The organism is uncultured Maricaulis sp., from assembly GCF_947259345.1.
Lineage (GTDB): Bacteria > Pseudomonadota > Alphaproteobacteria > Caulobacterales > Maricaulaceae > Maricaulis.
In genome coordinates this window covers 44579-57967 of sequence record NZ_CAMYLS010000003.1, presented here as the reverse complement: position 1 = coordinate 57967, position 13389 = coordinate 44579, and the positions used below count along the sequence as shown (strand labels likewise).

The 13389-nt window shown below is 64.6% G+C and carries 10 protein-coding genes; all 10 read right to left on the bottom strand.

The features are described from left to right. Window positions 1-11: 11 nt before the first annotated feature. Window positions 12-668 (bottom strand): type II secretion system minor pseudopilin GspJ, encoded by a 657-nt coding sequence (gene gspJ, locus Q0X62_RS01155; protein WP_297730714.1) that lies wholly within the window; start codon window positions 666-668, stop codon window positions 12-14. Continuing rightward, the gene (gene gspI, locus Q0X62_RS01150; RefSeq protein ID WP_297730712.1) at window positions 668-1036 is read right to left on the bottom strand and encodes a type II secretion system minor pseudopilin GspI; all 369 of its coding nucleotides are present in this window, start codon (window positions 1034-1036) and stop codon (window positions 668-670) included. Before gspI ends, gspJ begins: the two co-directional genes overlap by 1 nt. Then, a complete protein-coding gene (locus Q0X62_RS01145; RefSeq protein ID WP_297730710.1) occupies window positions 1037-1546 on the bottom strand; it encodes a GspH/FimT family pseudopilin in 510 nt (169 codons plus the stop codon). It lies immediately after the preceding gene. After that, window positions 1546-2010: a type II secretion system major pseudopilin GspG gene (gspG, locus tag Q0X62_RS01140; protein ID WP_297730708.1), complete on the bottom strand. Its 465-nt coding sequence runs from the start codon at window positions 2008-2010 to the stop codon at window positions 1546-1548. The genes Q0X62_RS01145 and gspG overlap by 1 nt, the downstream gene beginning before the upstream one ends. A gap of 10 nt (window positions 2011-2020) precedes the next feature. Next, a complete protein-coding gene (gene gspF, locus Q0X62_RS01135; RefSeq protein WP_297730706.1) occupies window positions 2021-3250 on the bottom strand; it encodes a type II secretion system inner membrane protein GspF in 1230 nt (409 codons plus the stop codon). Continuing rightward, window positions 3237-4784: a type II secretion system ATPase GspE gene (gene gspE, locus Q0X62_RS01130; protein ID WP_297730704.1), complete on the bottom strand. Its 1548-nt coding sequence runs from the start codon at window positions 4782-4784 to the stop codon at window positions 3237-3239. The genes gspF and gspE overlap by 14 nt, the downstream gene beginning before the upstream one ends. After that, the gene (gspD, locus tag Q0X62_RS01125) at window positions 4777-6735 is read right to left on the bottom strand and encodes a type II secretion system secretin GspD (protein WP_297730702.1); all 1959 of its coding nucleotides are present in this window, start codon (window positions 6733-6735) and stop codon (window positions 4777-4779) included. The genes gspE and gspD overlap by 8 nt, the downstream gene beginning before the upstream one ends. Continuing rightward, a complete protein-coding gene (locus Q0X62_RS01120; protein ID WP_297730700.1) occupies window positions 6732-7598 on the bottom strand; it encodes a type II secretion system protein N in 867 nt (288 codons plus the stop codon). The genes gspD and Q0X62_RS01120 overlap by 4 nt, the downstream gene beginning before the upstream one ends. Before the next feature lie 204 nt (window positions 7599-7802). Further along, window positions 7803-10472 carry a TonB-dependent receptor gene (locus tag Q0X62_RS01115; protein WP_297730698.1) on the bottom strand — a complete coding sequence of 890 codons (2670 nt, stop codon included), beginning with the start codon at window positions 10470-10472 and terminating at the stop codon, window positions 7803-7805. A gap of 76 nt (window positions 10473-10548) precedes the next feature. Continuing rightward, window positions 10549-13359, bottom strand: a complete 2811-nt coding sequence (locus Q0X62_RS01110; RefSeq protein WP_297730696.1) for a hypothetical protein — start codon at window positions 13357-13359, stop codon at window positions 10549-10551. Between the last annotated feature and the right edge of the window lie 30 nt (window positions 13360-13389).

Below are 13389 nucleotides of genomic sequence, written 5' to 3'. Positions count from 1 at the left end.
CCAGGCGCCCCTCATTCGCCCGCCTCCGGGGTCAGAAGGATATGCTCCATCGCGCCCAGGCGGGCGTCTTGATAACGCAGGCGCACCGCACGCGGGAAAGCCTGCTCGCCCTGCCCGGCGACCACGCTGATACGGCGCGACCAGGCCGCGCCGACCAGAAAGTCCAGCTCGACCTCGGCGATATCACCGACCAGCACGCGCTCGATGGCCTCACCTACAGCCGCACCATCCGGATAGCGCCAGACGCGGCGGACCAGATCGCCCTCGCGCAGCAGCCAGTCGACCCGGGCCAGGCTCGAGCGCGGCTGGAGATGGCCCGGATTGGCCCGGCCGCGCCGGGTGAAGCTGAGGATGACACGCTCGCCATCGCGGGCGACATCCAGCCCGTCCGCATCGCCGGCAAAGACCGCGCGCAGCGAGCGACCCTCTGCGTCGCGCACCGGACGGCGCACCAGCTGGCCGACATCCTCGCGCATCAGCGTCCGCGCCGTATCCAGCCGCGTGGCATCGGCGAGGACGTCACCATTTTGCTCCTGCGCCGCCAGGCTGGCCGACATCAGACTGACCGAGATCGTGCCGATCACGGCGAAGATGAAGACCGAAACCAGGACTTCGGTCAGCGAAAAACCGGCCTCGGCGGGCGGTGATGTCGGAGCGAGCGGGGACATCACGGCGTCACCCGGCGAAACGTGTCGAGGCGGGCGAGGACCTGCTCGCCGCCGCTTTCGGTGAGTTCGATTTCGACGCGCACAAGACCCGGCTCACCGGTCGGCGCGGTTCGCGTGCGCCAGTCATAGCTGATCCCGCCCAGCTCATAGCGCCCGGAGCGGCCCTGCGGCACGCCGGCACGGAGCCATTCTGTGTTCAGCAGGTTCTCCGCCGCCAGGGCTGCCAGGGCCCGGCGCTCGACCGCGTCGGTATTGCGGGTCGTGACCTGGGTCAGAGTCATCAGGGCCAGACCGGCAATGGCCACCACGGCCAGGGCGACCATCATCTCGATCAGGGAGAACCCGGTATCGGAGCGCGGGGCGGACATCTAGAGCCCCACCCGCCGGATGAGTGCACCATCAACCTGCCAGGCCAGCTCGACCCGGCCCGCCTCGCCTTCAAGGCTCAGCGCGAAGGGTTCCGTGAGACCGGCCGGGTCGAACCAGATGACCGGGATGGCGGTCTCATCGGTGTCGGTCCGGGCGATCATCATCCCGTCCCGCACCTGCAGCCGCAGGGTCTCCGGCAAAAGGCGGGCGCGCAGGGCCGGGTGGTCCGAGAGCGGCCACCAGCGCTGGTCGACATAGCGATAGAAGGCATAGCGGCGCCCGAATTCCTCGATCACCAGACCGACCGGCTGGCCGGAGATGATGGCTTCCTGGCTCGCCGTCTGCAGACGCGCGGCCAGCGCATCGGACGCCGCCTGCAGGGGCGTACGCTCGGGCCGCAGGGACAGCGTTACCGCCAGCGCGACCGTCGCCATGATCGAGACCCCGACGAGGATTTCGATCAGCGACAGGCCCGCCTCGCGGTCGCGATATCTCGACCCGGACTGCATCAGCCCTGCCAGTTTCCGATATCCGCATCCAGGCCTTCCCCGCCCTCACGGCCATCACGGCCAAGGGAGAAGATGTCGATCATGCCATTTTGGCCCGGATAGACATATTGATAGGGATTGCCCCAGGGATCATCCTGCAGGCGACGGATATAGCCGCCCTCGCGAAAGCGCGACGCATCGGCCTCGCGCGGCGGGGTCACCAGGGCATTCAGTCCGGCCTCGGAGGACGGGTATTCCCGCATATCCATGCGATAGGCATCCAGCGCCTGTTCCAGCGTGGCGATATCGGTGCGCGCCTTCTGGACCATGGCCTGGTCCTGCGCGGGCAGGACATTGAGCAGCACGATCGTGCCCATGATGCCGATGATGACCACGGCGATCATGATTTCCAGCAGCGAGAAACCGGCTTCGCGGTCTTCCGTGTCGTCCGTATTGGATACGGGTTGAGCGAGTGGGTCGGTCATCGACGCCTCCCTAGCCAAGAGCCAAAGTGTTGAGTTGAAGAATGGGCAGGAGGATGGAGAGCACGATCACCACAACCACGCCGCCCAGGATGAGGATGATGCCGGGTTCCAGCAGGTTGAGCGCCACGGTGACGCTGCCGTCAATCTCCTGCTCCATCTGGTCAGCCGCGCGGCGGAACATCTCCCCCAGCGCGCCCGAGCGTTCACCGGCCGCGACCATGAACAGCATCAGGGCGGGAAACCAGGCCTGCGCCCGCAGGGCGTCGGACAGGGCGCGGCCGCTTTCGACTTCGCCCAGAACCGCATCGAGCTTGGCCTTGAAGGCCAGATTGCCGGTCGCGCGCGACGCGGCCCGCAAGGCGTCGGGCAGGATGGCCCCGCTCTCCACCAGAATACCCATTGTGCGGGCGAAACGGGCGGATTCGACCTGGCGCAGGAAGCCGCCAAGGCCGGGCAGTCGCGCGGTCGCGCCATGCACCCGCAAGCGGATCGCCGGCTGGCGCATGAGGAGGCTTGTCGCGATCACCAGAACGGCCAGGCCACCCAGAATGAACGGCCAGCCTGCGGTCAACAGGCTGGAGGCGGCGATCATGAAACGGGTCAGGGCCGGCAGGGCCATACCCATGCCGGTGAATTGCTCGGCGATGCGCGGGACGACGAAGGTCATCAACAGCGCGACAACGCCGGTCGCCACCACACTCAGCACGACGGGATAGACCAGCGCGCCGGTGATCCGGTTGGCGATGGCCTCTTCCTTCTCGAGATAATCAGCCAGCCGGGCCAGGACCTGGTCCAGCCCGCCCGCCGTTTCGCCGGCCGCGATCATGGCGCGATAGACGGCGGGGAAGGATTTGGGAAAGGCCTGCATGGCATCGGACAGGCGCTCGCCTTCGGAGACCCGCGCCCGCACCGCCATCAACACCCGGCGCATATGATGCCGTCCGCCCTGCTGGGCGAGCAGGCCGAGACATTCGGCCACCGGCATGCCGGCGCCCAGAAGACTGGCCAGCTGACGCGTCACCAGCATGCGTTCGCGGGCCGAGAGGTCCTGTTGGCGCAAGCGCTCACCGAGGCCGGGCTGCGTCCCCGCCGTGCGCCGGGCTTCGGCAGGACGGATGGCGAGCGGCGCCATCGACCGGCCGCGCAATTCCCGCCGCGCCGCCAGCGCACTGTCGGCGGTGATCAGGCCGCGCGCCGTCTTGCCGCGGGCATCGAGGGCTTCATACTCAAACGCCGGCATGACGCTCGCCCTCCTCGCGGCAAACGCGCAGGACTTCGGCCAGGCTGGTCGTGCCGGCGAGGGCCAGTTCGACGCCATTGCGGAACAGGGTCGGTCGTTTGGCAAAGGCATGGGCGGCCATGTCGGCCTCGCGGGCATCGTCATGGATCTGCTTGCGCAGCGTGTCGTCGACCATCACCAGTTCATACAGCCCGGTCCGGCCGTCATAGCCGGTCTGCTTGCACTGGCTGCAACCGGTCGGCCGGTGCAGGGTGATATCGCTTCGCCCGGCCAGGCCCAGCAGGTCGAGCTCGGCGGCGTCGGGCGTGTAGCTTTCGGCGCAATGTCCGCACAGGCGGCGCACCAGGCGCTGGGCGACAATCGCAGTCAGGGTCGAGGCGAGCAGATAGCTCTCCACACCCATATCGCGCAGGCGGGCAATCGCCGCCACGGCGGAATTGGTGTGCACGGTCGACAGGACGAGATGGCCGGTCAGGCTGGCCTGGACGGCAATGCGCGCGGTCTCGGCATCGCGGATCTCGCCGACCATGACGATGTCCGGATCCTGGCGCAAAATGGCGCGCAGACCGGCGGCAAAGGTCATCCCGACCTTGGTATTGACCTGGGTCTGGCCGATCCCGTCGATCGCGTATTCGACCGGATCCTCGACGGTGAGGATATTGCGGCTCTCCGCATTGAGCGCATTGAGCCCGGCATAGAGCGTGGTCGTCTTGCCCGCCCCGGTCGGACCGGTCACCAGGATGATGCCATTGGGCTGAGCGAGCGCCTTTTCCATATCCGCCAGCATCGCCGCCGGCAGACCGAGATCGGCCAGACGGAAACGGGCCGCGGAATTGTCGAGCAGACGCAGGACGACCCGTTCGCCATGCCGCGAGGGCAGGGTCGAAACCCGCACATCGACCGATTGCCGGCCCAGCGTGATCGACAGGCGGCCATCCTGGGGGATGCGTTTCTCGGCAATGTCGAGCCGGGCCATGACCTTGATCCGGGAGACCAGGGGCGAGGCCAGACGCGGCGGAACCGAGGCGGTCTCGTGCAGGACGCCATCGACACGATAGCGGATGGAGACGCGATCCTCAAAGGGCTCGACATGGACGTCCGAAGCGGCAGTGCGAACAGCCTCGGCGATGAGACCATTGATCAGGCGGATGATGGGCGCGTCGCTGTCACTGTCGAGCAGATCCTCGCTGCGCGGCATCTCGTCGATCAGACGGGTGAGACTGTCCTCACCCTCGCCGGCCTCCTCCATCGTCTCGCTGCCAACGCCCGTCCAGGCATAGATGTCCGACAGGGCCCGATCATAGTCGGCCGGGGCACATTCGCGGACCGGGCAGGTATGACCGACCACACGGCGCACCTCCAAGAGGGCCCGGCGGTCGGCGCCGCTGCGCAGAAGGAATATCCCCGCATCACCTGGGTTGGCCGCCGGCTGGAAAGCAATCCCGGCTTGGCGCGCGAAGGCGTAGGTGACCGGTGTGCGGCTGGCCGCGGGCGTGTCGGTAGCAGTGGCGGTATCGGTGGCGGTGTCAGTCACCGGCCGGCCCCGTTGCAGTCACTTCGCGGTCCATCTCCACCATCATCATCTCGACAATGGCTTCCAGCGAGCTGGTGCCGTTCTCACTGCCGGCGAGTTGTTCGGAGCGGATGAAGTCATAACGGTTCTCGGTCAGCGCCTGCATGTCGGCTTCCGAGCGGATGATGGTCGGGCGGATGAAGATCATCAGATTGGTGCGGCGACGCTCCGTGCCTTCGGAACGGAAGAGACGACCCACGCCCGGCAGGCGGCGCAGGCCTGGCACACCATTCTCGGTCCCTTCATCCTCCTGGCGGATCAGGCCGCCCAGCACGATGATCTCGCCATTATCGGCCAGAACCGTGGTGGAGATTTCCCGCTTGTTGGTGATCAGATCGGTCGACCCGGCACTGACTGCGCCGGCCACCGAGGAAACTTCCTGGACGATGTGAAGGCGGACCGTATTGCCCTCGGTGATCTGCGGCAGGACGGTGAGTTTCACCCCGACTTCCTCGCGGTCCACCGTACGGAATGGGTTGGTATTGTTCGAGCCCAGCGCCTCGCCCGTGGTCACCGGGATTTCCTGACCGGAAATGAAATAGGCTTCCTCATTGTCCAGCGCCATGATGGAGGGCGTGGCCAGGACGTTGGAATTCACATCGCTCTGGACCGCATTGAGGACGAGGCCGAACAGATTGCCATTGCCGTTCTGACCGCCAAAACCCAGCGTGCCGCCGGTCGCGCCCAATAGGGAATTGATCGCGGCCTGGCGCAGCGTGGTGTTGAGATCGCTGTCATCATCGCCCGCCGAGGCGGCGGCACCGGTCAGGGCGACCAGATCGGGATTATTGGCCGAGAAGCGGGTCATGGCGAGCGGGGCATCGCCCTCGCCGCCGGCCAGCAGCATCTGAACGCCCAGCGCCTGGGCGGTGCTGTCGGACACCTCGACGATAATCCCCTCGACCAGGACTTGCGGGCGGCGGATATCGAGCTGCCGGATGACCAGCTCGAGCTGGCGCTGCACATCCGGCTCGGCATTGATCACCAACGCATTGGTCGGAGCGTGATGGGAGACGGACGATGCCCGCGTGGCACCTTCAACGTCGGCCAGCGTATCGACGACTTGTTGCAGGATGGGCAGCAGGTCCTCACCATCGGCGTGGCTGAGATAGATGACGCGAAAGCTCTGATTGGACTGGCTGACACTGTCGACCCGTCGCACCAGGGCGATCATCTGGTCAACGGCCGGGCGATTGCCGCGCAGGAGGACCGTGTTCGAGGCCGGGATCGGGGCGATGGCAACATTGAAAATGGCCTCGTCCTCACCGGTCGCGGACCGGGTGCGCATCTGTTGCAGGATGCGCGTCATGTCGGCGGCGGAGACATTGGTCAGCTCGACCATTTCCACCACCGAGGTATCGCGGTCGAGATCGCGGATCACCTGGCGCAGGCGGGCAATATTCTCGGCATAATCGACCATCACCAGCACATTGCCGGTCTCGGTCGCATTGACACTGCCCTCGGTCCCGATCAGGGGGCGCACCACGGCCAGTGCATCGCGCGAGGCGACATGGTTGAGACGGACGACGGCGGTCACATACTGATCGCCGCGCAGGTTGGAATTGACCGGATTGGCCGAGCGCGCCCCGGCCTGGTCGGGTACGATCTGATAGGCGCCGGAGGCGGTCGGCACGACTGTGTAGCCGTGAACCCGCATGGTCGACAGGAAGACCTGGAAATACTGGTCCGAGGTCAGCGGCGCCTGGGAGGTGATGGTGACCCGGCCGCGCACATTGGGATCAACGATGAAGGTATAGCCGGTCACCGCCGAAACATCATCGATGACGGCCTGGATCTCGGCCTGGTTGAAATTGACCACCTGGTCCTGAGCGCGGGCTTGTGCCAGCGGCGCGGCGAGGAGGAGGATCAGGGCGCACAGCGCCGTCAGGGCATGGTTCGCAGACAGGGTCATTGCGGCAGTGTCCTCGACAGGGTCAGGGGCAGGCCGCCCCGGGAAATGGAAACGCGGATCGTGTCGCCGTCATCGGCGCGATCGAGCAGCGCGGAAAGATCGGAAATGGCGGCCACCGGGCGATCGTCGATCGCGGTGATGACATCGCCGGTACGCAGAGCCAGCACGGAGAGCATGGCTTCATTGCCGCTCTCGATACGGTAGCCGGTCAGTGCGTCGCCGGCATATTGCGCCCGCACCTGGAACAGACCGGCCACATCCTCGAGCGCGCCGCGGCGAGCGGCCGACTGTGAGGGTCTGGCCGGCGCGCGACGGGCTTCGGCCTCACGGGCAGCAGCGGCCTCCTCCGGCCGCAGATAGAGAACTTCAGCGATGCCACGGCGGCTGATGCGGACATGGTCGACATGCACCGCCTCCAGCGTCACGCCATCGAGAATCTCGACGCCGGCGCGGAAGAATTGCTGCCGGTTATCGGGAAGCTGGATGATGGCGCCGCCCGTCTCCGGCGTGGCACCGCGGCGCAGACCGCGTAGGACCAGGGCGAGTCGGGTTTCCGGCATGATGTCCGGCGTGGCATCGACGATTGCGCCGGCTCGCGGGTCGGTGAAAAGGGAGGTGTCGCGCAATCGGCTGATATCGGCGACATAGGTGCTGGTCCCAAGCCGCGTCCGCGGATCATCCAGCGCGTCCTGCTGGAAGTCGCCGGCACTGGCGCCAAAGGCGATCAGCCAGATCAGGCGGGCGACAAGCCCGGTCAGCGCGATCAGAAGGGCCAGCTCGACGGCCCGGACAGTCAGGCGCATCCAGCCGGGCAATAACGCTGCCCTGCCTTGTACCTGGTCCGGAGTGTCTGCTTGCGTCATGGTTTCCAGCGCCCGTTTTCACGTTCCGGAAACACGGCCCGCGGGCGCGATTGATCCGTGTGCGATGCGACCCGGATACACCCGCTATACGTCAGTTTGACGACGGTTCGCCGTCAGTTTTACGACGTTTCGCGATTCATCGTTGGATGATGCAGGTCTTGTGGAAATCGGGGCGGACCGGCTGGCCCGCCCCGTTCCGTATGACTACCAGGTGCGGCTCACCGAGAAGCTCAGCGAGGTCCCGATTTCATAGGTGTCGACCGGCAGTTCAACGCCGCCGGCAGACTGGGTGGCTTCATAATCGTCACCCAGGATATTGCGGACCGAGAAACCGAAGTCCCAGTCATTTCCGCCCAGATCCAGGGTACGCGAGTAGACGAAGTCCAGGGAGGCCGGGAGCTGTTCGACGATCTCCGGGAGATCATCGGACAGGTTGGCCACGGCACGGGTGCGCTCTCCGGTATAGTTGTAGAGCAGTGCGCCACGGGCCCGGCCGTCGAAGGTTTCGAAACCGACCTGCAGGTTGAACAGATGCTCTGACTGGCCTTGCAGGGCCCGGCCGTCCTGAACGAAACCGGCTGCATTCAGCTCGATCGCGGACGGGCTGCCAAAGGCACCCTGGGCGATCGTGACCGTGCCATCCGCCGTCACGTCGGACTGGATGTAGGTGTAGTTCGTCTTGATGAACCACTCGCGGTCATTGAAGAAAGCACCGTCCCAGCGATCCGAGAAATCGAAGGTCTTCTCGAACTCGAACTCGGCTCCCGTCAACGTCGCCTCGGGCGCGTTGATGAAGGAGGTGTTCAGCCCGTCACCGATCGGGATGATGTATTCCTCGATCGGGTTTTCCAGCACCTTGTAGAAGGCACCGACAGTCACGAACTGATCACGGCCGAAATAATACTCCAGGCGCGCATCATAGCTCTCGATCTCGGTGTTCACGAGGAAGGGATTGCCCTGGAAACGCTGGTCCGTATCGGTGTTGAAGAACTCGGCGAAGGCCAGCTCGCGGAACTGCGGACGGGCGATCGATTGCGAGTAACCGGTACGGAGCTGGAGATTGTCCGCGAAGGTCCAGGTCAGGGTCAGCGCGGGAAGGACATAATCCTCCGAAATCCGCGTTTCGATCAGCCCGCTATCCGCTGCGCTGGCAGGGAAGGCATAGGTGTCGACTTCCTGGGTGCCCTCTTCGAAACGGGCGCCGACAGCGGCCCGCACGAAATCATTCAGCGCCACATCAAAGCCCGCATAATAGGCCTCGACATCCAGCGTCCCGGTATAGGCTTCCGGGAAGGTCAGGCCACCGGTCTCGATCAGGCGCAGACGCTCATCGACGATGTTCTGGGTCGCAAAGATATAGTCGATCCGCGAGAAGAGGAGGTCAGCGGGAATACCGTTTGATCCCTGTTCGAAAGCGAACTGACGCGTATAGGCGTCACGCTCGCGGCTGGTATTGGCGTAACCCGCCTTCAGCTCGGCATCGAGACCGCCGACGGAAACCGGCAGGGTCACGTCGAAACCGGCGTCCTGCGTGTTGTCCTCAATCTCCGAGAAGCGGGTGAAGTTGTCGTTGATGTCGCCTTCATAGCGATAGCTCTGGGCGGCGTCTTCGTACTGGTAGTTCACGAAGCGCTGATAGGGCGCATCCCGCGTCGCGGTCGCATCGGACAGGCGCCAGTCGAGCGCCAGGCCGCCGAGACTTTCGAACAGATGCTCACCGCGAAGCTGGTTGAACAGGACCTGACGTTCAAACCATTCGGTGTAGTCACCGCGCACAACAGCCGAAGAACCAGCATTGAACTGCTCTTCGATCCGCGCCTCTTTCGAGGTCGAGCGCAGCGCCATCGACAGGAAGGAGATGGCGTGGTCGTTGTAGAAATCGATGCCGACCGAGACGAGGCCCGAGGCTTCGATCGCATTTTCCGTGCCGAAGAAGTTGTTGATGCCTTCGCCGACCGGGGCCAGGCCGGAACGGTCTTCGCTGGGCGGACCGTTTTCATAGATCAGCTCGTCACCGGCGCCGATGGCGCCCTTGCCGCGCTGGCCTTCACGGGTTTCCCACTCATTCGAATAGGACCCGGCAACGAGAAGGCCGAGAGAGAAATTCTCGAAGTCGAACCGGTCACCGGCCTCGATGGAGACCGAGCCATTGGCATCGGTATCGATCTGCTGGACCACCCAGAGTTCCGAATTCACCAGCGAGCGGCCGATCGCCTGCTGCTGGGCGGCGGGCAGGTTGTTGCCGACGCGGGTCGTGTTGAAAACCGCGGCCAGTTCGGCCGGCATGTCGCGCAGGCCGTCATCATAGCCCAGCCAGTCCGTGTCGGAACCGGCATAGGTCAGGCCGTGATTGCCGGTCGTGACCGTATCGCCGCTGGCGCCGATCGAGACGCTGAAGAAGCCGTCATCCGGCAGGGTTGCCGTCTCGATGCCGATCACGCCGCCACCGAACTCACCCGGGAATTCCGGCGAGAAGGTCTTCTGGACCAGCACGTTGGAGAGAACATTGGTCGGCAGGAGATCGAGCGGGGCCGCACGACGGAAGGGTTCCGGCGACGGCATGGGCGAGCCGTTGAGCAGCGTGTTGGAGTAGCGCTCATTGAGGCCGCGAACGACCACGAAGCGACCACCTGTCGTCGACAGGCCGGTGACGCGGACCAGGGCCGAGGCCAGGTCACTGTCACCGGTGGTTTCAAGATCATCGATGGACAGGGAGGCCGCGACCTCCGAGGTCACACGCCGATCATCGGGAATGTATTGGAAGCGGACTTCGATGACATCTTCATCATTGTCCTGCGCGAGGGCGGCACCGACCGGCACCAGCGTCGTGGACGCCAGCAACGCAGCCGTGAGCGCAAATCGATTGGTATTCATCTTCATCACCATGTGACTGCGATTGACAGACACCGTCACCGGCCGGCCCGAAGGCCGACCGGTTCCGGCGGTTGCGTTACTGGGTGCGCTGGAAGGTCCAGCCCTGGTACCAGGTGTCGTTGGCGTCTTCGACGGCGCCGATATAGTCGACATCGACGAACCAGCTATCGAGACCATTGATGTCAAAGGCGGTGACCGCTTGTTCGGTCGCGCCCGGCACCACACCGGTATTGCCCGGGATGAAGGTGAAGCCCGTCATCGTGTGGGTGATCTCGGCATTGTTGGCCTGACCCAGGAACCAGGTCGAGAGGTCGACAGTGTCGCCGGCGCTTTCGTCGAAATTCGTCGTACAATCGAACACGATCGACTGCATGATGATGTCTTCGTCGCCAGCAGCGCCGCTGGCGCCGATCCGGTCGAAGGTTTCCTGATCGTCGATGTCGAGACAATCCTCGCCGAAATCGACCACGATGCCGTTATAGAGTTCGCCCGCCGTACCGGCCCGGAGCAGCATGCCCTGGTCCGATTCAGCCGCACCGCGTTCACCGATCAGGGTGAAGTTGGAGATGCGCGGGTTGGAGCGCGGCAGCAGCGTGTTGTTGGAGCCGCGATTGTCGAACTCGAAGCCCTGGTCGGCATCATCGCCGGACTGGGCGACGATCACGAACTGGGCGCGGCCGATCCAGCCATCGGTGTAGTCGAAGCTGTCATCGCGGATGCCGGTCAGGACCAGGTGGCTCACATCCACCGCGCCGCCGAACATCTCGACGCCATCATCGGCATTGTTGTGGACCTGGACATAATCGACTTCTGTCGCCGAACCGACACCCTGGAAGGCGATGCCGTTGAGCTCGTCCTCATTGTTGATGAGGAAGCCGGCATAGAGGAGGCGCGTGTAGAAGATATTGCCCGAGTCATCGGTCGGCGTGGCGCCGCCGAAGAGACCGGAGGAACCCTCGCCCGACTTCTCACAATCGACCGTGCCGCCGGCGGCGGTGCCGTCGATACAGGCATTGATCGGCGCGCGACCATTGAGGATCAGACCGCCCCACTGGCCACGATCATTGGCGCCAACCGTGCCTTCAACATCCGAACGCGAGGTCAGGGTGACCGGCGCGGTGCGGGTGCCGTTCGAGCGGATCGTGGAGCCGCGGGTGACGACGATGTAGTCGGACCCGGCCGAACCGAAGACGGTGACGCCCGGATCGATGGTCAGCTCGGCTTCGATGCCGGACGGCAGCGGGCTGGCCGGATCGGGACCGCGATCGACACCGACGAAGACCGGACCGACCAGCTCGTAGATCGAGCCGCGGGTCAGGCGCAGGTCGGCGGTGACATTGCCGGTCAGCTGGCAGACGCGCTGGCCATTGATGACTTCGGCAGATTCCGTGGTGCCCGTCGGGCAACCCGGATCGGCGAACAGGTTGGACGTCCAGCCGGCCGCCCAGTTCGAGGCCGCCGTTTCAGCGCCGGAGAAGGCACCGATATAGTCGACCGCATCAAACCAGCTATCCAGGGCGTTGATGTCGAAGGCCGTGACGGCCAGTTCAACCGGGCCCGGGAAGACGTCGGACATGGAGTTGTCGATCTCGGCATTGTTGGGCTGGCCGAGGAACCAATCCGACACATCCACCGGGTCGCCGGCGCTTTCGTCGAAATTCGTGGTGCAATCGAAAACGGTCGACTGGATGACCAGGTCTTCATCGCCGGCCGCGCCAGAAGCGCCGATCCGGTCGAAGGTTTCCTGATCGTCGATGTCCAGGCAATCCTCTCCGAAATCGACGACAATGCCGTTGTAGAATTCACCGGCGGTACCGGCGCGGAGCAGCATGCCCTGGTCACTCTCGGCGGCATTGCGCTCGCCGATCAGCGTGAAGTTGGAGATGCGCGGGTTGGAGCGCGGCAGCAGCGTGTTGTTGGAACCGCGATTGTCGAACTCGAAGCCCTGGTCGGCATCATCGCCGGACTGGCGAACCAGCACATACTGGGCGCGGCCGATCCAGCCATCGGTATAATCGAAGCTGTCATCGCGGATATTGGTCAGGACGATGTGGCTGACATCGACCGTGCCGCCGAACATCTCGATGCCGTCATCGGCATTGTTGGAGACCTGGACATAATCGACTTCCGTGCCGGAGCCGACGCCCTGGAAGGCGATGCCGTTGAGCTCGTCCTCATTGTTGATGAGGAAGCCGGCATAGCGGACCTGGACATAGCGCAGGATGCCCGAATTGTCGGCCGGATTGTCGCCGCCGAACAGGCCCGAAGAGCCTTCGCCGGACTTTTCACAATCGGCCGAGCCGCCAGCGGCGGTGCCGTCGATACAGGCGTTGATCGGCGCGAAGCCGTTGATGATCAGGCCGCCCCACTGGCCGCGGTCGAGCGGTGCTGCCGTGCCTTCGACATCTTGGCGCGAAGTGAAGACAACCGGCGAGTCCGAGGTGCCGACCGCTTCGAGGCGCGAGCCCCGCGCGACAACCAGATAGTCAGAACCGGCCGAACCGAACAGGGTTGCGCCTGCGCCGATTTCCAGCGTCGCCGAACCACCCCCATCAACGCCGACAAAGGTCGGACCGGTGATGATCACGCCGGCATTGGCGGCGATTGTGGTGTTGGACGTGATATTGCCGGTGATCTCACAGGCATTGATCGTGATGTCGCCATTGGTGACCGAGGTCTCACGGATTGAACCGGTGCCGCAGCCGCCGGCCGGGATCAGGTCGATCGTGGTCTGGCTGCCGCCACCACCACCGCCGCCGCCACCGCCGGGAGGCGTGCCGACATTGGTATTGCCTGGCGAAGAGATGGATGTGTCCGCGCAGGCTGCGAAGAATGCGCAGGAGGTGGACACAAGCAGAAGCTTGCGGAAGTTTTTCGTCACCGACATGAAAGTCCCCCGGGAAGGAATGAATTGGAC

Excerpts from the sequence above, each read along its gene's own strand:
- gspJ (WP_297730714.1), bottom strand. The coding sequence starts at position 668 with ATGTCCCCGCTCGCTCCGACATCACCGCCCGCCGAGGCCGGTTTTTCG.
- gspI (WP_297730712.1), bottom strand. The coding sequence starts at position 1,036 with ATGTCCGCCCCGCGCTCCGATACCGGGTTCTCCCTGATCGAGATGATG.
- Q0X62_RS01145 (WP_297730710.1), bottom strand. The coding sequence starts at position 1,546 with ATGCAGTCCGGGTCGAGATATCGCGACCGCGAGGCGGGCCTGTCGCTG.
- gspG (WP_297730708.1), bottom strand. The coding sequence starts at position 2,010 with ATGACCGACCCACTCGCTCAACCCGTATCCAATACGGACGACACGGAA.
- gspF (WP_297730706.1), bottom strand. The coding sequence starts at position 3,250 with ATGCCGGCGTTTGAGTATGAAGCCCTCGATGCCCGCGGCAAGACGGCG.
- gspD (WP_297730702.1), bottom strand. The coding sequence starts at position 6,735 with ATGACCCTGTCTGCGAACCATGCCCTGACGGCGCTGTGCGCCCTGATC.
- Q0X62_RS01120 (WP_297730700.1), bottom strand. The coding sequence starts at position 7,598 with ATGACGCAAGCAGACACTCCGGACCAGGTACAAGGCAGGGCAGCGTTA.
- Q0X62_RS01115 (WP_297730698.1), bottom strand. The coding sequence starts at position 10,472 with ATGAATACCAATCGATTTGCGCTCACGGCTGCGTTGCTGGCGTCCACG.
- Q0X62_RS01110 (WP_297730696.1), bottom strand. The coding sequence starts at position 13,359 with ATGTCGGTGACGAAAAACTTCCGCAAGCTTCTGCTTGTGTCCACCTCC.